The organism is Iningainema tapete BLCC-T55 (genome assembly GCF_014698965.1).
GTDB classification, from domain to species: Bacteria; Cyanobacteriota; Cyanobacteriia; order Cyanobacteriales; family Nostocaceae; genus Iningainema; species Iningainema tapete.
In genome coordinates this window covers 72,736-99,312 of the sequence record NZ_JACXAE010000078.1, presented here as the reverse complement: position 1 = coordinate 99,312, position 26,577 = coordinate 72,736, and the positions used below count along the sequence as shown (strand labels likewise).

General features: G+C 42.4%; 27 protein-coding genes. 12 read left to right on the top strand and 15 right to left on the bottom strand.

Annotation, left to right across the window (positions count from 1 at the left end):
- Positions 1-207 (top strand): hypothetical protein (locus ICL16_RS45990; protein WP_238360959.1); only part of this gene is annotated, 207 nt, incomplete at its 5' end.
- Here the strand turns inward: ICL16_RS45990 and ICL16_RS25810 are convergent.
- On the bottom strand, positions 196-585 hold the full coding sequence (locus ICL16_RS25810; RefSeq protein WP_202895724.1) for a VanZ family protein: 390 nt from the start codon (positions 583-585) through the stop codon (positions 196-198). The genes ICL16_RS45990 and ICL16_RS25810 overlap by 12 nt on opposite strands.
- Positions 586-615: 30 nt before the next feature.
- Entirely contained in the window at positions 616-783 is a 168-nt protein-coding gene (locus ICL16_RS25805; RefSeq protein ID WP_190833692.1) for a hypothetical protein, read from the bottom strand.
- A 189-nt stretch (positions 784-972) separates the two neighbouring features.
- Between ICL16_RS25805 and ICL16_RS25800 the strand changes: the two genes are divergently transcribed.
- Entirely contained in the window at positions 973-2,832 is a 1,860-nt protein-coding gene (locus ICL16_RS25800; protein ID WP_190833690.1) for a bifunctional serine/threonine-protein kinase/formylglycine-generating enzyme family protein, read from the top strand.
- 158 nt (positions 2,833-2,990) lie between these two features.
- Here the strand turns inward: ICL16_RS25800 and ICL16_RS25795 are convergent, their stop codons facing one another.
- Positions 2,991-3,968: a DUF1517 domain-containing protein gene (locus ICL16_RS25795; RefSeq protein ID WP_190833682.1), complete on the bottom strand. Its 978-nt coding sequence runs from the start codon at positions 3,966-3,968 to the stop codon at positions 2,991-2,993.
- 562 nt (positions 3,969-4,530) lie between these two features.
- Here ICL16_RS25795 and ICL16_RS25790 point away from each other — a divergent pair.
- Positions 4,531-5,751 (top strand): glycosyltransferase family 4 protein, encoded by a 1,221-nt coding sequence (locus ICL16_RS25790; protein ID WP_190833680.1) that lies wholly within the window; start codon positions 4,531-4,533, stop codon positions 5,749-5,751.
- On the opposite strand, the gene thiS is transcribed toward ICL16_RS25790, so the two are convergent.
- Positions 5,748-5,960 (bottom strand): sulfur carrier protein ThiS, encoded by a 213-nt coding sequence (thiS, locus tag ICL16_RS25785; RefSeq protein ID WP_190833678.1) that lies wholly within the window; start codon positions 5,958-5,960, stop codon positions 5,748-5,750. The two genes, ICL16_RS25790 and thiS, sit on opposite strands and share 4 nt — an antisense overlap.
- The gene (locus tag ICL16_RS25780; protein WP_190833711.1) at positions 5,953-7,068 is read right to left on the bottom strand and encodes a thiamine phosphate synthase; all 1,116 of its coding nucleotides are present in this window, start codon (positions 7,066-7,068) and stop codon (positions 5,953-5,955) included. Before ICL16_RS25780 ends, thiS begins: the two co-directional genes overlap by 8 nt.
- Before the next feature lie 253 nt (positions 7,069-7,321).
- Here ICL16_RS25780 and ICL16_RS25775 point away from each other — a divergent pair, with 253 nt between their 5' ends.
- Positions 7,322-9,091 carry a DUF1565 domain-containing protein gene (locus ICL16_RS25775; RefSeq protein WP_190833676.1) on the top strand — a complete coding sequence of 590 codons (1,770 nt, stop codon included), beginning with the start codon at positions 7,322-7,324 and terminating at the stop codon, positions 9,089-9,091.
- Positions 9,092-9,159: 68 nt separating this feature from the next.
- On the opposite strand, the gene ICL16_RS45985 is transcribed toward ICL16_RS25775, so the two are convergent.
- Positions 9,160-9,606, bottom strand: coding sequence for a Spy/CpxP family protein refolding chaperone (locus tag ICL16_RS45985; RefSeq protein ID WP_190833674.1), 447 nt, complete (start codon positions 9,604-9,606; stop codon positions 9,160-9,162).
- A 144-nt stretch (positions 9,607-9,750) separates the two neighbouring features.
- Entirely contained in the window at positions 9,751-10,005 is a 255-nt protein-coding gene (locus tag ICL16_RS25765; protein ID WP_190833666.1) for a hypothetical protein, read from the bottom strand.
- 344 nt (positions 10,006-10,349) lie between these two features.
- Here ICL16_RS25765 and ICL16_RS25760 point away from each other — a divergent pair, with 344 nt between their 5' ends.
- Positions 10,350-10,577, top strand: coding sequence for a hypothetical protein (locus ICL16_RS25760; protein WP_190833664.1), 228 nt, complete (start codon positions 10,350-10,352; stop codon positions 10,575-10,577).
- 273 nt (positions 10,578-10,850) lie between these two features.
- Here ICL16_RS25760 and ICL16_RS25755 read toward each other — a convergent pair whose 3' ends face one another.
- A complete protein-coding gene (locus ICL16_RS25755) occupies positions 10,851-11,309 on the bottom strand; it encodes a hypothetical protein (RefSeq protein WP_190833662.1) in 459 nt (152 codons plus the stop codon).
- Between the two features lie 1,220 nt (positions 11,310-12,529).
- Here ICL16_RS25755 and ICL16_RS46920 point away from each other — a divergent pair.
- A complete protein-coding gene (locus ICL16_RS46920) occupies positions 12,530-12,661 on the top strand; it encodes a hypothetical protein (protein WP_273039472.1) in 132 nt (43 codons plus the stop codon).
- A gap of 249 nt (positions 12,662-12,910) precedes the next feature.
- Here the strand turns inward: ICL16_RS46920 and ICL16_RS25750 are convergent, their stop codons facing one another.
- Both ICL16_RS25750 and ICL16_RS25745 read right to left on the bottom strand, forming a co-directional pair.
- Complete coding sequence (locus ICL16_RS25750) at positions 12,911-13,147, bottom strand: CopG family transcriptional regulator (RefSeq protein ID WP_190833660.1); 237 nt, start codon at positions 13,145-13,147, stop codon at positions 12,911-12,913.
- Entirely contained in the window at positions 13,144-13,581 is a 438-nt protein-coding gene (locus ICL16_RS25745; RefSeq protein WP_190833658.1) for a putative toxin-antitoxin system toxin component, PIN family, read from the bottom strand. Before ICL16_RS25745 ends, ICL16_RS25750 begins: the two co-directional genes overlap by 4 nt.
- A gap of 176 nt (positions 13,582-13,757) precedes the next feature.
- On the opposite strand from ICL16_RS25745, the gene ICL16_RS25740 reads away from it, so the two are divergent.
- Complete coding sequence (locus ICL16_RS25740) at positions 13,758-14,000, top strand: type II toxin-antitoxin system ParD family antitoxin (RefSeq protein WP_190833656.1); 243 nt, start codon at positions 13,758-13,760, stop codon at positions 13,998-14,000.
- Entirely contained in the window at positions 14,000-14,299 is a 300-nt protein-coding gene (locus ICL16_RS25735) for a type II toxin-antitoxin system RelE/ParE family toxin (RefSeq protein WP_190833654.1), read from the top strand. Before ICL16_RS25740 ends, ICL16_RS25735 begins: the two co-directional genes overlap by 1 nt.
- A gap of 99 nt (positions 14,300-14,398) precedes the next feature.
- Here the strand turns inward: ICL16_RS25735 and ICL16_RS25730 are convergent, their stop codons facing one another.
- Positions 14,399-14,836 carry a putative toxin-antitoxin system toxin component, PIN family gene (locus ICL16_RS25730; RefSeq protein ID WP_190833653.1) on the bottom strand — a complete coding sequence of 146 codons (438 nt, stop codon included), beginning with the start codon at positions 14,834-14,836 and terminating at the stop codon, positions 14,399-14,401.
- A 286-nt stretch (positions 14,837-15,122) separates the two neighbouring features.
- On the opposite strand from ICL16_RS25730, the gene ICL16_RS25725 reads away from it, so the two are divergent.
- Positions 15,123-16,034: an AAA family ATPase gene (locus ICL16_RS25725; protein WP_190833650.1), complete on the top strand. Its 912-nt coding sequence runs from the start codon at positions 15,123-15,125 to the stop codon at positions 16,032-16,034.
- A gap of 50 nt (positions 16,035-16,084) precedes the next feature.
- Here ICL16_RS25725 and ICL16_RS25720 read toward each other — a convergent pair whose 3' ends face one another.
- Together ICL16_RS25720 and ICL16_RS25715 are read right to left on the bottom strand one after the other, a co-directional pair.
- The gene (locus ICL16_RS25720; RefSeq protein WP_190833647.1) at positions 16,085-16,726 is read right to left on the bottom strand and encodes a response regulator transcription factor; all 642 of its coding nucleotides are present in this window, start codon (positions 16,724-16,726) and stop codon (positions 16,085-16,087) included.
- Positions 16,723-17,925, bottom strand: a complete 1,203-nt coding sequence (locus tag ICL16_RS25715; RefSeq protein WP_190833645.1) for a sensor histidine kinase — start codon at positions 17,923-17,925, stop codon at positions 16,723-16,725. The genes ICL16_RS25720 and ICL16_RS25715 overlap by 4 nt, the downstream gene beginning before the upstream one ends.
- Positions 17,926-18,218: 293 nt before the next feature.
- Here ICL16_RS25715 and ICL16_RS25710 point away from each other — a divergent pair, with 293 nt between their 5' ends.
- Together ICL16_RS25710 and ICL16_RS25705 are read left to right on the top strand one after the other, a co-directional pair.
- Positions 18,219-19,631, top strand: a complete 1,413-nt coding sequence (locus ICL16_RS25710) for an efflux RND transporter periplasmic adaptor subunit (protein ID WP_190833643.1) — start codon at positions 18,219-18,221, stop codon at positions 19,629-19,631.
- On the top strand, positions 19,628-22,885 hold the full coding sequence (locus ICL16_RS25705) for an efflux RND transporter permease subunit (protein ID WP_190833641.1): 3,258 nt from the start codon (positions 19,628-19,630) through the stop codon (positions 22,883-22,885). Before ICL16_RS25710 ends, ICL16_RS25705 begins: the two co-directional genes overlap by 4 nt.
- On the opposite strand, the gene ICL16_RS25700 is transcribed toward ICL16_RS25705, so the two are convergent.
- Positions 22,875-23,225 carry a four helix bundle protein gene (locus ICL16_RS25700; protein ID WP_190833639.1) on the bottom strand — a complete coding sequence of 117 codons (351 nt, stop codon included), beginning with the start codon at positions 23,223-23,225 and terminating at the stop codon, positions 22,875-22,877. The two genes, ICL16_RS25705 and ICL16_RS25700, sit on opposite strands and share 11 nt — an antisense overlap.
- Positions 23,226-23,253: 28 nt before the next feature.
- Positions 23,254-23,442 (bottom strand): hypothetical protein, encoded by a 189-nt coding sequence (locus ICL16_RS25695; RefSeq protein WP_190833637.1) that lies wholly within the window; start codon positions 23,440-23,442, stop codon positions 23,254-23,256.
- Between ICL16_RS25695 and ICL16_RS25690 the strand changes: the two genes are divergently transcribed.
- The gene (locus ICL16_RS25690; RefSeq protein ID WP_190833635.1) at positions 23,420-26,560 is read left to right on the top strand and encodes an efflux RND transporter permease subunit; all 3,141 of its coding nucleotides are present in this window, start codon (positions 23,420-23,422) and stop codon (positions 26,558-26,560) included. The two genes, ICL16_RS25695 and ICL16_RS25690, sit on opposite strands and share 23 nt — an antisense overlap.
- Positions 26,561-26,577: the final 17 nt, after the last annotated feature.

Sequence of the window (26,577 nt, the reverse complement as noted above, 5' to 3'; positions counted from 1 at the left end):
GTGGCGAGGTTGGTTAAAATTACACGACCTCTGCGAGGGTTGGCAGCTTGCTATAGAGACTTAACGGGAAAAGTCAGCTTGAATCCTACCTACTATTGTTTATTGGTGAAGAAAATGAGCAACACAAAAATCTTAATTCGAGGAGCAAAGCGTAATGACATTTTCACCATCATGAAACTTATAAATTTGAACTGTTTAATTTTTTGAAGATTTACTCGTGTTTTGAATTTCTGCTAACCAGGTGAATAGCACAATACCGCAGAAGTCAGCGGCTAAATCCATTAAATCAAAACTGCGGTGTGGTGTTAATTTTTGCAGAAACTCTTCAATAGTACAAAAAAAAGTAACTAGAAGTGGGGCGAGTGGAAGATAAATGTTTAAAAGCTGAACTTTCCGTTTATTTAAAGCTAAATGTCCTAAGTAAGCAGCCATTCCAATTAAAAGAAAATGTAAGATTGTATCGTAGTAAGGAAATTGAGAGATTTCATTGGGAATGATTTTTAAATAGGCTGAAATACTGATTGATAGGATAATACCCAAGTAAAACCAAAAAGCCAAAACCCAGGTTTTTTGAGATTTAATCATAAATGAATCACGGAAGTACTTTTTATTACTTCAAGAGCGGGGACAAGCATTCCGTAATTGAGCAACAGTGAATGAAAATTCCTGAGCTTCCGGATCGTGGTTTGCGATCGCGAATAAGGTAAAGTAAGGCAAAACCAATTGCTTGACAACTTTAGCGGTTCGGGATATTATTTTTATAATGGGAATCTGTGCGCTCATATATACTCTTATATTTAGACTTTTAAGTTAGATAGAACAGGATTTAATCTGTATTTGCCCGTAGGTGAATCTAATAACTGGTATAGATGACTGTTTTTGGAATAAGATTGGGGACGCTCCGATGGGGCGTCTCGAAAGATGCGGAATTTCGCGTCACTAGATTGTCCAAGGTGCAATATCCGGCTTATTATGCAAATCTGCCAAAATCCCAATTGCTCAAATCCCTTCAACTCTGACGGCAATAGATTTTGCATTAGTTGTGGACAGAGCAACTTTGGCAACCTGCTGAGAAACCGTTATCGTGTATTAAGATTATTAGGAGAAGGGGGTTTTAGTAGAACTTACGCTGCAGAAGATGCAGATAGGTTGGATGCGCCCTGCGTGATAAAGCAATTTTTTCCCCAAATTCAAGGAACAAGTGAAAGAACGAAAGCGGCAGCATTATTTAAAGAAGAAGCGTTTCGATTATATGAACTTGGGGAGAATCATCCTTCAATTCCCAGACTACTTGCCTTTTTTGAACAAGGCTCATGCTTGTATCTAGTACAAGAATTTATTGAAGGGCAAACACTTTTACTTGAAGGGATGCAAAAGGCTTTTAGCGAAGAGCAAATTCGTGCGCTCTTGGCTGACTTATTACCTGTGCTAGAATTCATTCACTCACATAATGTGATCCATAGGGATATTAAACCAGAAAACATCATTAGGCGATCGCCCCAGAGCACATCCAAAGGAAGAAACGGTAACGACGGTGGGGAACTTGTATTAATTGACTTTGGTGGAGCCAAGCACGTAACACAAACCAGTATAGCCAGACAAGCCACAGTAATTTACACAATTGGTTACGCGCCCAATGAACAAATGGCGGGATTTGCTTGTCACGCCAGTGATTTATACGCCTTGGGTGTAACTTGCGTGCGACTTTTAACTCAATGTTTACCAATCAGAACCCCTGATGGACATATTGAAGATCGTATCTATGATGCCATGAGTGGTCAATGGTTGTGGCGAGAAGTTTTACAAGAAAAAGGTATTACAATTAGTGAAGACTTAGGGCAAATACTGGATAAGTTGATCAAACACTTAGCCAAAGAACGATATCAAACAGCAGCAGAAGTACTCCAAGACTTGAATGGGCAAAAACAAATCAAGCAACCAGTAGCATCCCAACAAGAAACACAGAATATACCTTCACAAGAAACACTGACATTTCCAGCGTTACAAATATTTGAATTTGATGTAGTCACAACAGACGTAGAAGGTAAAGAAACTAATCGTACCAGGCAAAATGCAAAGTATTATATAGAAAACTTAGGTAACGAACTAAGTCTAGAAATGGTAGCCATTCCTGGTGGTACATTTATCATGGGTTCACCAGAAAATGAAGGAGATGCTGATGAACGTCCACAGCATCAAGTCAATGTCGAACCTTTTTTTATGGGTAAATATCCTGTAACTCAAGCGATTTGGAAGGCAGTAGCAGCTTTACCCAAAATCAAACAGTCATTAAATCCCAATCCATCCAAATACAAAGGGATAAATCGACCAGTAGAAAATGTATCTTGGTATGAAGTGCAAGAATTTTGTGCTAGGCTGGTGGAAAAAACAGGAAGAGATTACCGCTTACCTAGTGAAGCTGAGTGGGAATATGCTTGTCGCGCTGGAACTACCACACCCTTTCACTTTGGCTTCACACTCACCCCTAACTTAGCCAACTGTATCTCTGGCAAAGCATATACTGTAGAACCAAAAAGCAAATACCGCAAAGAGACAACATCTGTAGGCAGCTTTCAAATAGCCAACGCCTTTGGATTATATGATATGCACGGATTAGTTTGGGAATGGTGTGCTGATCCTTGGCACAAAAATTATGATGGTGCACCAAATGATGGTAAAGTATGGGAACATGGAGGAGATTATAATCGCCGAGTACTGCGTGGTGGTTCTTGGAATTTTAGTCCAGTACTTTGTCGTAGCGCCAGTCGTAGTTGGAATGAACCAGAAGGTGGATTGAGAGTATGTGGCTTTCGCGTTGTCGCCAGTTTTTAGGGGAGCGCTTACCCGTCACCCCCTCCCTCGTTCCTAGCCTCCGGCTGGGAATGCCTCCCTAGTGGCTCTGCCACTTCTACAGCCTGGGAGGGAGGCAGAGCCTCTGGTACTGCATTCCCACGCAGAGCGTGGGAACGAGGGGAGTGACGAGGGAGTAGCTAAACCAGATTCAAATTAGGATACTCAGCAAGCAAATCATCACTAGTAAGAGTATCACCTTCAGCTTGTGGAGTCCACAGAAGTTCGATCGCTAGTAGTTGCTCACCAGGAATACTACCAATTTGACGTAAAGCTTGACGCAAGTCTTCAGTACTGTTAACTTGTGGGACTTGGAATTTACCCAAGGTTGCTGCTAATAGAGTAACAATAATATACTCTCCAGGACCTTCAGTAATCAAACGAGTGGGATTATCAACACTATTACCAGGTAAAGCATTGTTAGGAGCAGCTTCTTTTAACTGGTTGTTGACATTAGAAAGAGTTTCTGCGGTAAACTTGCTCCGCTCTGCTAATGCTAAACGATTAAACTGAGCTTCAGCGGAATTGAGACGGGCAAGTTGTGTTTCACTGCTAGCATATACCCAGTACTCTGGATGACGTAGTAGAGCAAGACTTGCCTCTTGCAATATTTCTGCTCTTCCTTCTGAAGAATTAGTATCAGCAGTTTCCGCAATGTAATTAAGTTCGGGTTGTAAAGCTCGAGCGCTGGCTAATAAACCCACTTGTAAACGAGTGACGGAAACCTCTGGATTACTGCTGTAGCCAACATCATTTGACTCACCGCTACTAACGCGACGGAAAGCTTGCACTAAGAAATTAGCGAAAGCAATAAAAATCAAAATGCTAAACAATCCGCCAAAGCCACCCCCAATACCCCAAAAAGGAATCAGGAAAGGAAAGCCAAAACCACCTCCAGGATAAGGAGCCGGATAGTACCCCCCGCCACCTGGTGCGTAGGAGCGAGGAGGGTTGTAGGTACGACTTGAGGGTACTCTAAAGGAACCACCTCCGATTCTACCACCGCTGCGAGCAGCTATTGCTCCATTGGCATGACCAAGTGTCAAACCCAACACTAGGCTAAGAATGAGCAAAGACTTAAACAGCGGTTTAATGGTTTGTTTTAATTTTTCACGCATAATACTGTCACTAAAAAACATTCTTATTTCGATTTTTGCTTTGTCACACCAACAAGGCAGCATGTAGCTCTATATCAAAGGCTACATATTTAATGTACCGTTTCTGTTCCTCCATCTTCAGCTTACTCAGGGGGGATTTCTGGAGCAGATAACCGTACAAGTAACAAGGCATAAATTAATCTTATGTTTGTAGTGAGCGCAGAGAGCGCTCTCAATCTTAAGCGCTGTAGACGCGGAGCGGCTTCAAGGGAGAGTAGCGCTGACTACAAACTACTTAATCTAATTTAACAAAGAACCCCGACTTCTTAAAGAAGTCGGGGTTCTGGTTTAGTGTATGTAAATTTTTAATACATATTACTACACCAATTCGGCATTTTGGCATCATACCCCATTAATCATCGGATAACCTATAAGTAGTAGTTTCACAAATCTTATATTTGGAGTTTTGTTCTGTTTTCTTAGCGTCTGAATCACATCAACTTTTTCTTAGCATAAGTAACTGAAAATAGCAAATTTTCTGTGGATTTTTTCTGCCATTGGAAAGGTGTATTTTTAAACTTTCATGGAAAATATTTCACAAATAGAAACAACCATCAGGGGCAACACAGCATCGCCAGAAATCTTAGTTATATCTCGAAATTTCCTACCCAAAGCAGGAGGAATAGAGGAGTATATCTACAACCGCTGTATGCAAGATCCTGAAAAGGTAATTGCTTTGGTAGCCAGTTGTAGGGGAGATAAAGCCTTTGACAAGATGCAGCCATTTCCTGTTTATCGTTGGTTGATTCCTAAATACCGATTTGGTTTGATGGGAATCCTACAACCTTTGTTCAATATAGTTTGTCCATTTGTGTTAGCAATTAAACTCTATTTTCGCTATCACTACCGCTATATTGAGTGGGGACACGGTTACGATTTTATTTCTCTTTTGCTACTAAGTTATATTTTACCTATTCGCTTTTTTATCTACATACATGGCAATGATATTGCTAATGCTTTACGTAATCCTATTTTGCATTCACTTTTAGAACTGACATTCAGGCGATCACTTGGAATTGTTTGTCACAATTCTTTTATTCGCGATTACCTTACCACTCACTTTCAGTTTAACACTCCTACCCATGTAATTTATCCTGCGATCAGAAAAGAGAAATTTGGCAATGCACTAAGTCCAAGTTATCTTGAAAGTCTACGGCAGCGTGTGCGGAGTGCATATCATATTCCCGACACAGCAGTAGTCATTCTTTCGGTAGGAAGACTAATCAAGCGGCAAGGGTTTGATCAAATCATTGAAAATCTCACGCCATTGCTAACTCTTGGGTTAGATGTTCATTATATACTTTGTGGGCAAGGACCTTTGGAGTTAGAACTTAAATCTCTAGCTAGTCGCTTACGTGTGGGGCGGAGGGTACATTTTGCTGGATATATACCTGATACAGAATTAGCAAGCTATTATGCAGCATGTGACATGTTTGCAATGCTGACTGTGCCAGATCCCACAGCTAGCCTTGATATGCTATTTGCATACAAAGAAGCAGGCTACTTTGGCAAGCCTGTAATTGCTTCTCGCTTGGCGAGTTTGATTGATACAGTGCGCCATGAAGACAATGGTATACTGGTTAACCCATTCTCTGGTTGCGAGGTTTTGCAAGCTTTCCGGCGATTATGCCAAGATCAAAAGTTGCGCGAACGACTTGGGTGCAGAGGAAAAGCAAAAGCCAGCCATAAAATCCTTTATCGCTCACTTTACGTTCATAATGCTTATTCCTGCATACTAACTTAACCACCGCCCACAATTGTGACGACTTCAATATTATCATCCTGTTGCACTTTTGTCTGATCCCAAAACTGACGATGTAAAATTTCGCCGTTATACTCTACTGCTACTAAGCGAGGATTAAAACCTAACTGTTGGAGCAAATCAGGTAGAAGAGTTTGGGAGATGCAACTCTTGGTTTCTCCGTTGATAACAAGCGTAATTCGATCAGACATAAGACTTGCTTTGTTCTGGTTGAATGCGATGTAGCTGAGATACAAGGTATTGTGTTACTAAAGTGGGTTGATCTGCTTGCATGATGCTGCGCACTACCGATACACGAGTTGCACCAGCATCAATCACGTCATTGATATTATTTGGATCAATGCCGCCAATCGCAAACCAAGGTATGGAACAATTTTTCGCCGCGTAAGTCACATATTCTAAACCAGCAGCTGCCTTGCCTTCTTTTGTAGGAGTTTCGTAAACTGGACCTACTCCTACATAATCTGCACCTTCAGCTATTGCCCGTTGCAATTCTTCTGAATTTGTGGTAGAACGACCTATCAAGCGATGGGGACCGAGTAATTGTCGGGCAATAGCAATGGGCATATCAAGTTGTCCTAAATGCACCCCATCTGCGTCTACTGCCAAAGCTAAGTCTACTCGATCATTGACAATAAAAATAGCCCTGTAGGCATTACATAATTTGCGCAGTTTCTTGGCTTGTTCAAACAGAACAGCATCATTGGCGGTTTTGTCGCGGTACTGCACCAGCGTTAATCCACCTTTGAGGGCTGCTTCTACCGTTTCCAATAACTTTTCTTGTGGGGAGGTGACTAAATACAAACGCGATCGCAATAGTAATTGATGGCGTTGATAACCCATTAAATTACTTTCCAAACTATAAATGCGATAGCGCATCTGCTTACAAGCTTTTCCCATCTCTGGGTTATGGAGCTTGCCATATTCTTCAAGTACCCGCAGGGCTTCTTGTACACGACAGAAGTTAGCTTGTAATAATGATTGAATGCTCGTGCGTTGTTCTTCGTGAGGATGGGTTAATTCAGTACCAGGATCGTTTGGCGTGTTTCGCGCCGCTCGCATTTGAGCCGTATGCCAGCTTGCTAGTTCTTGACGTTCTTTCTTGCATTCATGAGCCAATTGGGCATTACCTATGCCAAATCGGCACCATTCTTCAATAATACGCAAGCCCTCACGAGCACGGTCTAAATTTGCGTCGAGAATGCGGTAAACTATCTGCTCTATTTGTTCTTTTTGGCTGTGTGGGACCATTACAACAACCCCATTATTGTTTTCATCGTAACAGCCAGCCCCTCTCATATTCGCAACGGTTTCTCGCATTTTGATTGATTCTTACTAAATTACTTTGTATCAAAAGTAGCCATTCTGTCAATATGTGAGCCATATTATCAACATATTTGCGTAACCGCAGGTATAAAAGTTTATTTTTGGTTAAAGGAGTGCAAAAAAGTTGTTTCACCACTACGTTTTCTCTAAGCTTCACTCTTACTGCGTTTTGAGTGCCAATAGGATTGCCAAAAGTTATAAATCATCATCATTTACTCAAGTAGCAATGCGTTTATCTCCCCAATCTGTTTTGTTCACCGCTAGTGTGGGCATGGCGATCGCATTACTGGGTATTAAATCCAATACTGCCATTGCTCAAACATCCCCAGTATCCCAACAGAGACTGGGCGATGTCAAAACAATGTCTCAGGTTAATGTACTGTTTGTCAACCCAGGTAGCGGCGATGATCGAGGTAATGGTGGTGAAGGCACTCCTTTAAAAACAATTACTAGGGCTTTACAAATAGCTCGTCCTCATACTACCATCATGCTCTCCAGTGGTACTTACAGCAATGAGTCTGGAGAAGTGTTTCCTTTGATGCTCAAACCAGGAGTTTCCATTCAAGGTGACTCTGGTAGTAAAGGAAATGGTATTGTAATTCAAGGAGGTGGTGATTACCTCAGTCGTACCTTTGGTCGTCAGAATGTCACCATCGTTGGCGCAAACCAAGCAATTTTAACTGGGGTAACAGTGACAAATCCCAATGCCCGTGGATACGGTTTGTGGATTGAATACAGTAATCCAGTAGTTGCGTCCAATACTTTTACTGGAAGTACCCAAGATGGAATCAGCGTTACCGGCAATGGTGCGCCCATCATCCGCAAAAACCACTTCTATCGTAATGGCGCAAATGGAATTACCATCGCTGGTAGTTCTCAACCGGAAGTACGCGAGAATGTATTTCAACAAACAGGCTTTGGCGTGAATATCGCTCAAAATGCCCAGCCATTAGTAGTAGGGAACTCGATTCAAAATAACAGAACTGGGATTGTGGTGCAAGCTTCATCACGCCCAATTTTGCGCAGTAATCTCATTCAGAACAACACTGAAGATGGGTTAGTGGCTCTTGCTCAATCCAGCCCAGATTTAGGAAGTGCTGCCCAACCTGGTGGTAATGAGTTTCGCAATAACGCTCGCTACGATATTAATGCTAGTGCGGCAAAAGTGGCGATCGCATCCTTTGGGAACAACCTGGCTACGAATCGCATCGCGGGAAAGGTAGATCTTAGCGGTTCAACCAATGTGTCTAACGTAACTCCAACGAATGCTGAGGCGATCGCTCATAATACAAATAGACTTACCACCAAGCTGCCCAATAACACCAGTTATGCACAAAATCGTCCACAGTCACCTATCCAGCGCTTAAGTATACCACCTAATGTAGCTCCCGTCAATCAATCAAACTTAGTTAAAAGTACTGGGTTTCCTACTCCTAGCAGCTTAACTGGTTATAACAGAAGGCAAACATCTCAACCAGTAACAGATAATAGCACATCACAGTTAAATTATGTGCGCACTTCACCGCAAGTCATTGAATTTGCCGCACCCTCATCTACCACATCTCCAATCCCTTCTGATGAGCAACCAGTAACATCAGTACCAGTACAAAGAGCAAGTAATCAACAACAGTCACTACCAGTATTAGAACCAGCACCTACAGGGGCATCAGCTCTTTTGCCCGTTCCCAATGCCAAAGTTCCCATCGGGAATACAGGCAATATGCGCAAAGTTTCAGCATTAACAAACAATGCAGCACCGAGAGAAAATAGTCGGGCATCAGCACAAATAGATTTACGTTACAGGGTGATAGTAGAAGTAATGGACGAACAGCAGCAAAGGACAGTGAAACTCATTGCTCCTAATGCTTTTTCTACTGTTTGGAACGGTAAAAACGTTATGCAAGTTGGAGTTTTTAGCAGTCGCTATAACGCCAATAATGTTGTGAAAACGTTAAATAAAAAAGGTTTGAATGCTGTAGTTGAGCCAATAAATTGACGTATTCAGATCCCCGACTTCGTAAAAGTTGTCGGGGATCTGGGAATGCATGATTTTTACTTAACGTCTTAATTTGATGAAGATTCTTCCTTCCATCCACGGTTTTGTTTCATTTTTTCTTGCTGCTCTGGAGTAAGAATTGCCCGGAATTGTTGCCGTTGAGCGCGGATAATTTCACGAACTTGTTGTTTTTGCGTTTCAGAAAGATTGAGATTTCGTATTACCCTCATTGGCGATTCATTTTTGCCCTGAGCCGCATCTTTAAATTGTGCTTGTTGTTCTGGAGATAACAGAGCAGTTATTTTCGCTTGACTTTGCTCTCTAATTTGTTTCATTTGTGCTTTTTGCGCTTCAGTTAAATTGAGGTCTGACATTCTTTCTGAAGCTTGAGAAAGCGAAGTCGAGTTAGAATTGTTTTGAGAAGTGTTACTCGGAGAAGATAACTGACAACCTGCCGCAAAGATGGCAATCATAGCTGTGCCTATAATCGGTTTAACATCTAATTTAAACTTCACAAACACATCTCCTCTTGTAATTGTTTTATTCATAAACAGTGTTTTAGGCATTAAACGGAGATGGCCCTAATTACTTATAAATAAATTGAATTCCGAAAAACTGATTTCAGAAATTAGGGCTGAAACTCAGCAAAATAGTTTACCTTACCATCTACGTAGGCGAAAAGCTTCGCGTTCGCGACGTTCGCGTTCGCGACGAGCTTCGTATGCCCGACGAGCTTCTTGTGCGCGACGAATTTCTTGTATCCGATCAATTTCTCGTACCCGACTAATTTCTTGTGTTCGATTAACTCTATAGTCTCGATAAGGGTTATCAGCTAGGGCTGGAGATGCTGTTACACCACCTAAGGTGACTAAGCCAACTGCACCAATCAAGATCAGAGATTTGTTTAAACGCATATTAGGTTTAACTTCCTGTGATTGTTGAGGCTTGTTGAATTCAAGCTAGGTTAATCATAGAAGTTATAGCCGAATACCCTTATGGTTCATAAGTCACAAATTTAACCATGAAAAAAGTCATGTTTTTAACAGCGAAAAACTTAGTTTTTTCCTATAAATTTATTTTGAAAATATGCTATGTATGATATTTTTACTAGTGTAAATATTACTAAAGTCATGGTTGTATTTAGTACTTCTTTCCCTAGTGCTTAATAACTTGAATTTCTATTATTAGAAATTGAAACAGCAAGCCAAACACAAGTTTAAACGGCTTAGTTGTATAATTGACCAAAGGAGATTTAGTTATGAAAAGGTTGATTGCAAGTGCGGCAGTTGTTATACCCTTAGCTATTGCCTCCCTACCAAAACAAGCATCGGCAGCACAGGTTATTATCAACCCTCACTTTCGCTCATCTCCAGCTACAGTAGTAACAGTAGCTAGGCGAGTTGAGCGACGTGTGTGGGTTCCTGGACATTGGGAGCGTACACGCCGAGGTCGCATATGGATACCAGGTCACTATGAGCGAAGATAGCTCTTTGAGTGAACCAAGCCAGCATTAGGGTTGCAAATACCCGGTTAGAGTTTTCTCTAACCGATCTAACAATTAGCAATAAATTTGTGAACAACGTATTCGCAAGCAAGGCGGCTTAAGTATGATCGCCCAAGCCAAAAACTTTGGTGTGGTTAGGTTTCCACAAAGGTTACCTAACCTACATTTGTTTTCTTTCCTCCAAGTGACGGAAGAGCGCTAATTATTCAGTCATTAAATCATGTAACTGAAACGCAACTGTCTTAGCTCAAAGTCTTAATAACCAACTTTCTCAATCGTTCCAGAAATATTCGAGCCTTGGTCTGTGCTGATGTAGAGAATTTTTCTCCCATTATTGACAATAACACCAAAGTTCGTAGACTGTGTACCATCAGCTCGATCAAAGTTGATGGTAACAGTGCAGTCACTATTTACCTGGTAAGTGCCAGTATTAGTGCGATTTTGAGAAATTTCTCCACCAGCACTAGTACTGCCATTAACGCCTGTGATGTTACCATTTCCATCAAATTGATTAAGAAAAGCTAAATTAAATGGAGTCGCTCCCGAATTTAAAAAACCTGAAGACTGAGTGCCATAGCTGCCCTGTAATGAACTATTTGTGCAAGACAATCCTGGCTTAGGATCTCTTGCTTGTGCAGACGTTCCTACACTTACAAAACCTAAGGCAAATGTTGCTGCAAAAATAGTTGTGAGCGCTCTATTTTTCAAGAACATGTTTTATGTCTCCTGTTCTAAGTTTTAGATAGTTTTCACAAAGATTTGAGTCGGTTAACAAATTGAAAACCAACAATTAACTTCGATACCCAAATTTTCACTGCAATCAAAAGCTCAGCTTTCTTGCAGTAATTATGGAAGAGTGGAGTTAGTTTTGTAACTAACTTGAGAATTTATCCACAAATCATTGGAACACAAGATAAGTCCAAATGCAAGTAGTAAATTCTTATTTCAAAAATATTTAGGCACATAAGAACAATATAGTTATAAGAAAATTAAATAAAACAAATTAATACTTTTTGAACAAAGAATGCTTATTTTCTACCTCACCAATCACTTGTACATCTGAATTTGACTCCAGCCGACTCTTAATTCCTTAACGAATGAGCAATTGATAGCGACAATTCATCTTCCGGGATGGGATTGACATCAGGTACTCTTGCCAAAATTTGATCAAAGCGATCATAATCAGCGGATTTTGCTGCAAGCCATAAGTGATCCAGAGATTGCTCGGCTGCAACATGCCGTTTGATCGCGGCGATTAACCATTATTAATTACCTAGTTTTTCAAAAACCCTCTTTGAGTGCAAGGACAGTTAGAACAGTTAAGACACTTAAGGAATAATTAATAAAAAATTAACATTCAACATTGCTGCTATTCCCGTGATTTTTATATGGGTGTGGTAAAAACTTGCCCCTTTATATTACAGTTGTACTTTATATACGCCACGCAAATGGTAGGGTGGGGTGCGATCGGTTCCCCTTATTTTTCTTAATGTTGAGAAATAAATGTAAGTGTTATAAAATACGATTTCCTGACTATCGCCGCACATTGAAATTTCATGCTTTAGAAATATCAAAAATTCTCTCTTAAGATAGATTTTTGACTTAACTGTTTTAACTGTCCTAACTGTTTTACTTGACTTTCTTAACTGTCTTAACTGTCCTTTTCTCCCTTTTTCACTCGTGCTAACTTTTTTAATATTTGTTTTACCTTTCTAGTATTGGATAAAACAAATTTTGGTTCAGCATCTACCTCCAGTAATCGCATTCACTGGAGGTTTTTTATAAATATTACTTCCTTAAAATTTAATTCTCGAAATCTAAAAAATTTATTAAGTATTTCTTAACTGTCTTAACTGTCTTAACTGTCCTTGCATCACTTTTCCCGCTAGTGTTAACTTTACTACTTGTTAATCTCTAATTCTGAGATATAAACAATGGCAGATGCAATTTTGTTCAATGGAACCGCTGCGTTGATTGCCCAAGAAGCGGGAATTTTGACCAAGAACAAGAACAATATAATCAAACAATTGCTTGGGGAAGGAACAATCCGGATAAAATTGCCATAGATATTACCACGATTCCTGATAGCGAGCTTGAGATGAAGCCGCATCTATGACAGGCATCCGGATATCCATCAGCACAATATCTGGCTGTAGTGTGGTGCTCGCATAACCGCGCCTTTTGCCCATTTTCTGCCTCACCGATCACTTATAAATCTGAATTTGACTCTAGCAGACTCTTAATTCCCTGACGGATGAGCAATTGATCCTCTACTAACAAGATCCGAATCATCGCAGTAACTACCGATGTCCAAGCTACAATTCATCTCCCGGCATGGGATTGACATCAGGTACTCTTGCCAAAATTTGATCAAAGCGATCATAATCAGCGGATTTTGCTGCAAGCCACAAGTGACTGAGAGATTGCTCGGCTGCAACATGCCGTTTGATCGCGGCGATTAACCATTGTTCCGGGGGAACCTGATTCATCTGTGCCAAACGGCGAACTTCCTGCATTAGCTCTTCTGGTAATTGCAATGGATAAGAACTCATTGGCTCAAACGCTCCCTTAAATTTAACGATCGCACCAACACTCCAGGCTGAATCACTTCAATTCCAAATTGTTGTGCGGCTGGTAAGAAATCTCGTTCGTTGAAGGTGACGATTGCAGATGCTTGGGCATTAATTGCACATTCTAGAACCATTTCATCGTTGGGATCTCTCAGTTGAGGTCGCCACTGAAAATAGATTGGGACTGGCTTCAACACATCTGCAAGCACTCCTAGCACCACATCGATCTCTTCTGGCGTTGTCCAAAACTGTTGCAGGTTTTGATCTCGCTTCAACACATCGGCATACTCTAATAATAAAGCGGATGAGAGAACCCCTGCAATAACTCGCTGTCGAATGGCGCTTAAAACGAGAAAACTAGCGCCCCGCCGAGAGCGTAACGCAGCAACCAGAATACAGCTATCGAACACATACATTTGAGAAGAGAGTGAATTGTTTTTTCTAAAAATGTTAATATAAAATAATAACAATAGCAGAAAAACTTGAATTTTGTCAATGAAATCTTAATTTGATGTCCTTGGGGTTGACAAAATCTGTGACGCTAAGATACCAATATATATTAGATATTGGTATCTTACTGGTGGTCGCGAAGATGCAGAAAAACACAAGTGTGACATTGGGTGAGCATTTTGAGGCGTTTATCAATCGTCAGGTAGAATGTGGGCGTTTTGCTTCAGCAAGTGAAGCTATCCGCGCTGGCTTACGGTTACTAGAAGAACATGAAATAAAGCTGGCTGCGTTGCGACAGGCATTGATTGAAGGTGAGAATAGCGGCAAAGCTGAGTATTCCTTACATGGGCTATTGGACGAGTTGGACAAGGAACAGTTATCCTAATGCCGTCTTTTCACCTTACTAAACTTGCTCAGCAGGATTTGCGCTCTATTGGTCGCTATACACAACAGACTTGGGGACGAGAGCAAAGAAATATTTATCTTTCTAAGCTGGATGCCAGTTTTCATCTGTTGGCACAGTCGCCTACCTTAGGTCGTGCCTGTGATGATATTCGTGAAGGATATAAAAAATATCACATCGGGCGGCATTTAATTTTTTATCGTGAAGCTGACGAAGGGATAGAGATTATTCGTATTCTTCATGATCGCATGGATATAGAGGCTCACTTTGATGAAGATTGAAGTAACCTGTAACAACTGTTTAGACGGATGAGCAATTCACCTCTGCCAAACGGCGAACTTCTTGCATTAGCTCGAATGGTAATTGCAGTGGATAAGAACTTATTGGCTCAAACGCTCCCTTAAATTTAACGATCGCACCAACACTCCAGGCTGAATCACTTCAATTCCAAATTGTTGTGGGGCTGGTAAGAAATCTCGTTCGTTGAAGGTGACGATTGCAGATGCTTGGGCATTAATTGCACATTCTAGAACCATTTCATCGTTGGGATCTCTCAGTTGAGGTCGCCACTGAAAATAGATTGGGACTGGCTTCAACACATCTGCAAGCACTCCTAGCACCACATCGATCTCTTCTGGCGTTGTCCAAAACTGTTGCAGGTTTTGATCTCGCTTCAACACATCGGCATACTCTAAGAATAAAGCGGATGAAATAACCCCTGCAATGACTCGCTGTCGAATGGCGCTCAAAACGAGAAAACTAGCGCCCCGCCGAGAGCGTAACGCAGCAACCAGAATACAGCTATCGAACACATACATTTGAGAAGAGAGTGAATTGCTTTTTCTAAAAATGTTAAGACCGAAGAATAATAGTAGCAGAAAAACTTGAATTTTGTCAAAGTACGAGAGGTGCTCGTAATCACTTCACGCTTTCTTCTGTATGGCTTTGTATTTTTTTATATTTAATGTGATACCTTAAACAGGTGACGGGGAATACTAAACATGAAGCCAACGAATATTGAGGAATGATCTTCGTGAAAACCTCGACAGCGAATGGCTTCAATACGGTGTTCAAGTAGTCTGTAAGTTGTAGAGGGTATGGAGTATGTCTTTTTGGAAGGATGAGATTGAAACTGAGTTACAGCTTTTGAAAGCAGAGCTAAAACGCTCTGGTAATAAGAGTTTTAGTCAGCAGTCTGATGTTCCTACAAATCTGGAAACTGTTCTTGAGCAGCTAAATAATCTTGTAGGTATGCAGAATGTCAAAGATGAGGTAAATACTCTGATCAACTTCCTTAATATACAGAAGCTTCGCCAGGAAAAAGGACTTGCTAGCATTTCTGTAACACTGCACTCAGTATTTTGTGGTCCCCCCGGAACAGGGAAAACGACAGTTGCTCGTTTAATGGGTCAAATATATAAACAGTTAGGAATACTTTCTAAAGGACATGTTATAGAAACCGATAGATCAGGGTTAGTTGCAGGATACGTTGGACAAACTGCAATCAAGACAGACACAGTTATCTCAGAAGCATTAGACGGTGTGCTGTTTATTGATGAAGCCTATGCACTAAAGCCAGAAGAAGCTAAGAATGATTTTGGACAAGAATCTATAGATACTTTACTAAAACAAATGGAGGACTACAGAGATAGGCTAGTAGTTATTGTTGCTGGATACAGCGAAGAAATGTCAAGATTCATTGATGCCAACCCTGGACTCAAGTCAAGATTTAATAAGTATTTTTACTTTGATGATTATAGTCCTACCGAGTTATTGACTATTTTTGAAAAAATTTGTGAGCATAACCAATTCAAGTTAACTGAGAAATCAAAAACGGTATTGCTTAATAAATTAACTAACTTATACGTTAATAGAGATAAGAAGTTTGGGAATGGAAGGCTGGTGAGAAATATCTTTGAAAAGACAATCGAGAGGCAGGCAAACAGACTTGTAAAATATTCTAGAGTCAGTAAAGAAATGATGATGACAATCATGCCTGAGGATATTTCTTCTTAACCTTGTAGGTGGAACGCTATTGGACAAACTTTAAGTCGTAAATATGTTCATTAAGACTTTTTGAACAAAGTATGAGCAAGCAAGGCAGCTTGAGTCCGATCGCGCAAGTTTAAATGACTGAGAATATTCGTAACATAATTTTTAACCGTATTTTCCGAAAGGAAAAGCTCCGAGGCAATCTCACGATTATTTGCACCATTAGCCATTAAACGCAACACGTCCAACTCTCTTGGTGTCAGGAGTGCCAATTCTTTTGGTTGTTCAACAGCCGGTGGCGCTGCAACAGGCATAAGTGCTTTTTCAAACAATCCAGGACCTAGTTGAGTATGTCCTTTGTAGACGGCTCGAATTGCCATTGCCAGTTCATCTGGTTCGGTATCCTTGAGTAAATAGCCCTTAGCACCCCGCCGCATCGCTTGGGAGACGTACTCATCATCATCGAAAGTCGTCAAAACTAACACCTTGGTATGAGGATATTGTTGAGCGATCACAGCAGTAGCGGCAACTCCATCCATTACAGGCATCCGGATATCCATCAGTACAATATCAGGTTGTAGTGTGGCGATCGCATCTAGCGCCTTTTGCCCATTTTCTGCCTCACCGATAACTTGTAAATCTGAATTTGACTCCAGCAGACTCTTAATTCCCTGACGGATGAGCAATTGATCGTCAACTAACAAGATCCGAATCATAGCAGTAACTTAGATAGTGGAAAAGAAACACAAATGCGGCAACCTTCACCTGGTTGACTGTAAATATTCAACTGCCCACCCAACGCTGCGGCTCGTTCTCGCATCCCTTGCAATCCAAACCCAGTCGTATTTTGAGTTGGATTAAACCCTTTACCATTGTCCTCAATAGAAAGATGAAGTACGAGATCCTGCTGTTGTAGTTGAACCATGACAGTCTTTGCCTGAGCGTGCTTGTAGATATTTGTCAGCGACTCTTGCACAATGCGGTAAAGGGTGGTGTTAACTTCTGTAGGTAAAGATAATGGTAAATAGATATTGCTTTTCAATTCAATTCCCGTGTTATGCTGGAATTCGTTGAGCAGCTTTTCCACAGCGGGTTCAAGGGATAGTCCTGACAAAGGATTTGAACGCAGTACTGAAACTGAGCGCCGGATTTCCAACAACGCCTCAGCACCCAGTTGCTTTGCCTGTTTGACAAAAGTCAATGCCTTGTCGCTATTCGACTGCCAAAATATTAAGGCGTTATTAATCTGAATAGTTTGGGCGGCTAAGGTGTGTCCAAGTCCATCGTGAATTTCGCGGGCAATTCGGTTGCGTTCTTGCAAAGTTGCTTGATCTTCAATGCGCAGCGCATACTGACGCAGTTGCTCGTGAGTAATTTCTAATTCACGATAAACAATCTGCAACTGCTCTCGACTTTGCCGCTCTGCTAGCAGGGCATTAATTAACAAAAAAGCAAACACTAGCGTGAGGCTAAACAACAAAACGGAACTCAATCGCCAATCCCATACAGCTACTTTATACTTCTCCGGAATGATGGGTTTTGACAAGTGCAGTGTTCCGTAGGATATGAAAGCTAAGCATAATACACTCAACTGTCCCGTTCGAGCGAATATAAGGCAACTCCGCATCACTAGCACCAGACACATCAGAAAAACGGAGCGAGTGGATAAGCCATCAAGAGTAGCAGCCAGCACAATTAAGCCAAATTCCAGAGCCGTATATAGCAATTTTAATGCCAACTGAGCAGTTGGTAATCTTAAACCCATGAAAGCGAAAGCACCTATAGCCATAAATCGAAGCAGCAACTGCCAGGATAACTGGAAAGGAAACAAGACTTCGATGAGCGCTGCCGTAACTAATAACAGCCACTCTAAATAAAGTAACAGACGAAATGATTGGGAGTTTGGGCGAACCATAGGACTGTCCAAAATGAACGGCAGGTGCAACCGAACTGTATGGCAATTAGATACGTTACGTTAATTATCTTCCTTTTGTTTAACAAATTTCTTTCTAGTACGGGTAGAGTCTTTGCGACTAAATTGCTACTTCAGGACTAGGAAAAAAGTCACATCCATCTTAGTAATTTCTGGCTATCAGCTTAGGAAATCTGCTTCATGTAAAGGCTAATCTTAATTTTTAAGATTAATAACGTGAACGCGAATGGGTCGATTTCGCCATCAACTTAAACCTAACCTATTGGAGTCTAGGAATGCAAGACAACTTTCCCACTGAGAGTACAGCAGAGCATCAGTTTGAATTTAAGTCCACCAAGGAAGGGAGGAACACCAAGCGGATTGGCGCACTCTTAGTTGGTGTAACTTTGCTCGGTGCGCTGGGCTACTATGGTATCAATACGCTTGGTCACAACCAGAACAAAACCGACAAATCTGAAGCGAGAAGAAGACCACAGGTAACACCAGTAAAAGTGGCAAGTGTAACCCAAAAAACCGTCCCGGTGCAATTGCAAGCGATCGGTAATGTTCAAGCGGAGTCTACCGTATCGGTTACACCCCAAGTTGGCGGAAAAATCACTGGAGTTTACTTTAAAAAGGGTCAGGATGTGAAAAAGGGGCAACTCCTATTCACGCTGGATGACCAAACGCAACAAGCCGCCATTCAACAAGCCAAGGGGACTCTGGCAAGAGACTTGGCGCAGGTACAGCAATATAGAGCGGCGTTAGCTAAAGACCTAACGCTGGTGGGACAAGCTCAAGCCAATCTGGCAAAAGACCAAGCCCAAGCCCAGTATGCACAGGCACAAGCGATTCGTTATGGTAATTTGTTAAAGGAGGGTGCAGTCAGCAAGGATCAAGCTCAGCAATACTCCACCAACGCCCAAGCAACGGCAGCAACTCTTCAGGCAGATAGGCAGGCGATCGCCAATGCTCAAGCATCATTGAAAGTGGATCAAGCACAGATCCAGAATGCAGAAGGGGTTGTTAGTGCAGACGAAGGGGTATTAAAAAATGCCCAAGTACAACTTTCGTACACCAAAATTTACGCTCCCATCGACGGTCGTGCTGGAGATATTCTAGTTAATCAAGGCAATGTGGTTGCAGCTAATAGCACGAATCCCCTGTTAACAATCTACAAAATTAACCCAATTCAGGTTTCCTTTGCTGTTCCCGAAGCAAATCTACCAGAGATTCAAAAGTACATGAAGAATAACAAGCTGACTGTTGATGTGACTCCCAACAACAAAGCTCAGCCAATCCGGGGTGTTTTGGCGTTTGTGAATAACAAAGTCGATAACACTACCGGAACTATTCAACTTATGGGCGAGTTTAACAACGCTAACGGGCAACTTTGGCCCGGTCAATACGTTAACACAACGCTCAAGTTGACTCAAGAACCGAATGCGCGAGTCGTTCCGTCACAAGCAGTTCAAAATGGACCCAATGGTCAATTTGTCTTTGTTGTCAAGCCAGATAAAACAGTTGAAAATGTTCCCGTAACCGTAGGCAGCACGATAGATGGACTAAGCGTAATCAAGAGTGGACTGCAACCAGGTCAACAAGTCGTCACCGATGGTCAAGCTAATCTCGTGACTGGTAACCAAGTATGTGGACCTTCAATTGGGAAATGTCCTCAAGGAATGGGTTCAAGGAAACGTAAAAAATGAACATATCAGAACTATTTATTCGTCGCCCGATCATGACAACCTTGGTGATGGCGGCTTTCCTCATCTTCGGTTTCATGAGTTATCGTTTGCTGCCGATCAGCGATCTACCTAGCGTTGATTTTCCTACCATTCAGGTATCGGCGTCAAGACCGGGAGCTAGCGCTGAAACGATGGCTTCTTCTGTCGCCCGACCTTTGGAAAAGCAATTTTCTAGCATTGCTGGACTAGATTCGCTTAACTCGACTAGTACGTTGGGCAGCACCCAAATTACCCTCCAGTTTAACCTGAGCCGTAGCATTGACGATGCGGCTCAGGATGTGCAAGCGGCAATATCGGCTGCATCTGGACTGATTCCCAAAGATTTACCGAATCCTCCCTCTTACAGCAAAGTCAACCCAGCCGATCAGCCAATTCTTTACTTATATATGTACTCTCCTACCTTGCCCCTGTCTAAGGTAGACGAATACGCTGAAACTTACTTAGCACAAAAGCTGTCTACTGTCAACGGTGTAGCTCAAGTACAGGTTTACGGTTCCCAAAAGTATGCTGCTCGCATTCAACTCGATCCGCAGAAGTTAGCGAGTCAGCAGGTTGGACTAGATCAGGTGCAAACCGCAATTCAACAAGGTAACGTAAATTTGCCCACCGGGAGTATTTCGGGCAATAATAAGAATTTTACAGTACAGGCAAACGGTCAACTACAAGATGCGGCTGCTTACCGATCGCTCATCGTCGCATACCGCAATGGTGCGCCGATCTATCTCAATCAATTGGGGCGGGTTATTGATGGTGTTCAAAACGACAAAGTAGCAAGTTGGTATAATGACACTCGCGCTATTATTCTCACGATTCAACGGCAACCGGGTACGAATACGGTGCAGGTAGTAGATACGATCAAGGAATCGCTGCCAAAATTGCGGGATCAAATTCCACAATCAGTGGAAGTCGGCGTTTTCTTTGATGCAGCCGAGTCAATTCGAGAGTCGGTGGATGATGTTAGATTTACCTTGATTCTGACCATCGGTCTGGTTATACTGGTAATATTTGTATTTTTAAGGAACCTATCGGCAACAGTAATTCCCAGTTTGGCGTTACCGGTATCGCTGATTGCCACCTTCGCGGTGATGTATCTATTGGGCTTCTCGCTGGATAACTTGTCAATGATGGCGTTGACACTTTCAGTGGGGTTTGTGGTAGATGATGCGATCGTCATGCTGGAAAATATCGTTCGCCACATGGAAATGGGTGAACGTCCTCTAGAAGCTGCGTTGAATGGCTCTAAAGAAATCAGCTTCACGATTTTGTCGATGACGCTATCGCTGGTGGCAGTGTTCATCCCGATGCTGTTCATGAATGGATTGTTGGGAAGACTGTTCCACGAATTTGCAGTGACGATCGCTGTAGCAATTTTGGTGTCTGGGTTTGTCTCTTTGTCCCTCACCCCAATGCTGTGCAGTCGCTTTCTCCGTCCACCAAATCACGAAAACCGCAGCCGTCTTTACCAAGCGTCAGAGTACGTATTCGATCGCTTCCTCGATATCTACGATTGGAGCCTCAAAATAGCTTTAAAGTACCACCGGACTACAATGATTCTCTCTGGTGCGTTGTTATTCGTCACTGTTTATTTGTTTGTAGTGGTTCCTAAAGGCTTCATCCCCAGCGAAGACATTGGACAAATCACAGCAGTTACCCAAGCAGCGCAAGATGCTTCTTTTGATGCATTAGTGCGTCACCAGCAAGAGGTGTCCACGCTTATCCGGCAAGACCCGAATGTATATTGCGTTAATTCTAACATAGGTCCTGGTTCCAGTGCAAGTGGTAGCTCTGCTGCTGTAGCAAGCAATTCTGGCAACCTTCTTATTCGCCTTAAGCCTCGATCCCAACGCAAAGCCACCGCCGAGGAAATTATCCAGTCTTTGCGAACTAAACTGGCAACTGTTCCAGGCATTCAAGTATTCTTACAGAATCCGCCAGCAATTCCCATCGGCACGCAGCAAAGTACAGGATTATATCAGTTGGCACTACAAAGTTCCGATGTTCAACCGCTTGAGGAATATGTTCCGCAACTTGTAGCCAAGATGAAAACCCTTCCTCAACTCCAAGATGTCAACAGCGACTTACAGTTAGTACCACAAATTAAGATTAACATTGACCGCGATAAAGCCGCAGCTCTGGGCATTACTGCACAGGCGATCGAAAACACTCTAAGAAACGCCTACGGTGCTTATCAAGTATCAACTATCTACGCTGCAAGTAACGAGTACCAAGTCATCCTAGAACTGGAACCACAATATCAGCAAGATCCAAATTCCTTAATGCAACTGTATATTAACTCTACTAGTGGCAGTAGTAGTAACTCCACCAGTGGCAATAGTAATAGCAATAGTACTGGCAGTAGTAGTGGAAACTCTAACACTAGTGTAAACACTGACAGCAACAACTCCAGCAGTAGCAATAGTAACGGAAACTCAACCAACGGACAAGAGATACCCCTCAGCACATTTGCCCAATTATCCAATGGGGTTGGACCATTGATGGTTAATCACTTTGGTAGGATGAATGCGGCAACAATTTCCTTCAACCTTGCACCAGGTACATCTCTTGGAGATGCCACTCAAACCATAGAAAAACTCGTTCAATCAGTGATTCCTGGCAACATTACCACCAGCTTTCAGGGAGCAAGTCAGGTGTTTCAATCTTCACTGCCAAGTTTGGGACTTTTGCTTGCGATCGCTATTTTAGTAATTTATCTTGTTCTCGGTATCCTCTACGAAGATTTTATTCATCCTCTCACCATTCTTTCTGGATTACCTTCCGCTGGATTTGGTGCTTTGTTAACGCTACTAATTTTTCATGTCGAATTAAACGTTTATTCATTCATCGGCATCATGCTTTTAGTAGGTATTGTCAAGAAAAACGGGATTATGATGGTAGACTTTGCCATAGAAGCACAACGCAACGAAGGGAAAAGTCCCTTTGAAGCCATCTATCAAGCCTGCTTAGTACGCTTCCGTCCAATTATGATGACGACAATGGCAGCTTTAATGGGAACATTGCCGATTGCGATCGGATTTGGTGCAGGTTCCGAATCCCGCCGTCCTCTGGGCATTGCAGTCGTAGGTGGACTAGTCTTTTCGCAAATATTAACCCTCTATCTTACACCAGTTTTTTACACCTACATGGAAGCGTGGCGGAGAAAACTCATCAAAGAAGGCAGAGGGCAGAGGGCAGAGGGCAGAAGGTTTAGTCTTTGATTTTGTTAATACTTGCAACCATGATTCTTTGCATTTCTTCAACTTCGTTGATAACTGAAATCAATAGTTCATTGTCTGTTAATCGAACTCGTTGAGCAATTATTAGCTGTGTATCTAATTCTCTTAAGGAACCTAAAGCTATGTGAAGAAATTGAATGTATTCTGATTTAGTTTTGCACCCATATCCTTCCGCAATATTTGAAGCAATCGAAACGGCTGAACGCCTGATTTGACTGGTTAAGCCGTAAAGCTCAGAATTAGGAAATTGCTGTGTTAATTCATAGCACTTAACAGCTAAATCAACACTTCTTTTCCAAATAAACTGCTCTCTATAACTCATAAGTTTGAAACAAAAAGTTTGAAGTACTTCAATAGTAATACATAGCTGCCCTCTGCCTTATATTTCTTACCTTCTGCCCTCTGCCCTCTGCCCTCTGCCTTATATTTCTTACCTTCTGCCCTCTGCCCTCTGCCCTCTGCCTTATATTTCTTACCTTCTGCCCTCTGCCCTCTGCCCTCTGCCTTATTAAAATTATGAACCTTTCCGAAATCTTCATTCGTCGTCCCGTGATGACAACCCTAGTGATGGTGGGTATTGTCATCTTCGGGTTCATGAGTTACCTGTTATTACCAATTAGTGCGCTGCCTAATGTTGAATACCCATTCATCTCAGTCTCAGCAAGTCTGCCTGGTGCCACCCCCGAAACTATGGCTTCCTCTGTAGCAGCGCCACTAGAAAGACAGTTTTCCAGCATTGCTGGACTTAATTCTTTTAACTCCACCAGTTCAACCGGCACCACTAACATCTCTTTACAATTCGACTTTAGCCGCAAGGTAAGTGATGTAGCCAAAGATGTACAAGCAGCAATTTCGGCAGCAGCGGGACAATTGCCGACAAACATGCCCCGTCTACCTACGTACCGCAAGGTTAACCCATCGGTTGCACCAATTCTTTACTTTTATTTATATTCTAAAACGCTCCCCATCTCTGAAGTTGACGAATACGCGGAGGTGACAATTGGTCAACCAATCTCTATGATTGATGGAGTTGCCCAAGTACAAGTCTATGGTCAAAAGCAATATGCTGTACGTGTCCAGGTTGATCCGCGAGAATTGACAAGACGAGGAATCGGGCTGGATCAAGTGCAGACTGCCATTAGTCAAGCAAATGTGAATTTGCCGACGGGTAGTTTTTCCGGCAAAGACAAAAGCTATATAATTCAAGCTAATGGTCAACTGAATAACGCTGCTGCTTACCGACCACTGATTGTTGCCTATAAAAATGGTGCGCCAGTGCGACTCCAAGATTTGGGGCGCGTGATTGACAGCGTGCAGAATGACAAAGTGTCGAACCTCTACAACGGTAATTCTGGCGTTGTGTTAGCAGTGCAGCCCCAACCGGATGGTAACACGGTGGCGATTGTTGATGAGATTAAAAAACTCATGCCTACCTTGCGTCAGCAAGTACCAGCTTCGATAGAGATGGGCATTATGTACGATCGCTCCGAATCCATCAGAGCTTCTGTAGATGATGTAAAATTCACGTTAATTCTCACAATTTGTCTGGTTGTCCTGGTAATCTTCTTATTTTTACGGGACTTGTCAGCGACGTTGATTCCGAGTTTGGCGTTACCTGTAGCCATCATCGGTACTTTTGCCGTGATGTATCTTTGTGGTTACTCCTTAGACAACCTCTCGCTGATGGCATTAACCCTTTCCGTCGGCTTCGTTGTCGATGATGCGGTAGTTGTGCTGGAAAATATTGTCCGTCACCGAGAAATGGGAGAACCTCCCCTAGAAGCAGCGTTGAAAGGTTCGAGAGAAATCGGCTTCACCATTTTGTCGATGACACTCTCGCTGGTTGCCGTCTTCATCCCCATGCTATTCATGGGTGGATTAATTGGTAGGTTATTTCACGAATTTGCCGTGACAATCTCTGTTGCCATTTTGGTGTCTGGGTTTGTCTCCCTCAGCCTCACACCGATGCTGTGCAGTCGCTTTCTGCGTACATCCCATGTAGAGACGCGCCATAGAACGTCTCTACAAAAATTCACGTCTGGTTTATATCGAATCTCGGAGCGTGCATTTGATGCGCTACAGGGGGCTTATGAATGGAGTCTCAAACCCGTGCTTAAATATCGTTTCGTCACGCTCTTAGTTTCCGTCCTCATCTTAGTATACACGTTCCAATTATTCACCTTGGTTTCCAAAGGATTTGTCCCCACAGAGGATACAGGACAAATCATGGCAAACACAAAAGCAGCACAAGACATTTCCTTTGATGATATGCTGCGTCACCAGCAGAAGATTGTTGACATCATTCGCCAAGACCCCAACATTGCTGCAGTTGACTCCATTGTAGGTGCAAGCGGTCCCAATGCGGCAGTTAACTCAGGACGAATTACAATTCTACTGAAGCCACGTTCCCAACGTCGTCTCAATTCTGACCAAATCATCCAAAAGCTGCGACCTAAGTTATTACGAGTACCGGGCATCCAGGCATTCCTGCGCTCTCCGCCTGCCATTCCCATCGGTGGACAGCAGACAAACTCCTTATATCAATTTACCTTACAAAGTCTCAACGCTCAAGAACTTTATAAATATGTTCCTCAACTAGAAGAGAAAGTTAAAACCATACCGGGACTCCAAGATGTCAACAGCGACGTGCAAATGAGTACTCCCCAGTTGCAAGTTGAGATCGATCACAACAAAGCAGCAGCTCTGGGCATTACAGCTCAACAAATTCAAAGTACACTGGGCAGTGCCTATGGTTCTAGCCAAGTTTCCACCATTTACACTCCAAACGATCAATTTTACGTGATTTTGGAGCTTGAGCCACAGTATCGGCGCGATCCCGATGCCCTATCGCTGCTTTACGTTCGCTCAAGCAATGGTAAACTAGTTCCCTTAAATACGATCGCCAACATCACCCAAAAAGTCAGTCCTCTAAGCATCAACCACGTCAGTCAAATTCCCTCAGCTACCATCTCATTTAACTTGGCACCAGGTATGTCATTAGGAGAAGCGACGGAAAAAATCAATCAACTGGCACGTACTTCTTTGCCCTCGACCATTACCACTAACTTCCAGGGTTCAGCACAAGCCTTCAACCAATCCTTCAACGATTTAGGAATGCTTTTGCTGGTGTCGATTGTGGTAATATATTTAATACTGGGGATACTTTATGAAGATTTTATTCATCCTCTGACGATTCTTTCGGGTTTGCCATCGGCTGGTTTTGGCGCGTTATTAACTCTGTTAATTTTCCAAGTTGATTTAAATCTTTACTCCTTCATCGGCATTATCTTGCTAGTGGGGATTGTGAAGAAAAACGGTATTATGATGGTAGACTTTGCGATTGAAGCACAACGAAAAGAAGGCAAACGTCCGTTCGATGCCATCTACGAAGCCTGCGTGATTCGCTTCCGTCCAATTATGATGACGACAATGGCAGCGCTGATGGGTACACTACCAATTGCGTTAGGAACGGGTTCAGGTTCAGAAGCGCGTCGTCCTTTGGGGATTGCTGTTGTTGGCGGATTGGTGTTCTCTCAGATATTGACTCTCTACCTAACTCCAGTATTCTACACTTACATGGAACAATTGCGCAAAAATCTCTCTCTACCTAAGTGGCCTCGAATTTTTCGAGCAAAAAAAGTCAAGCATACAAGCTGAGATTTAACTATTCTCAT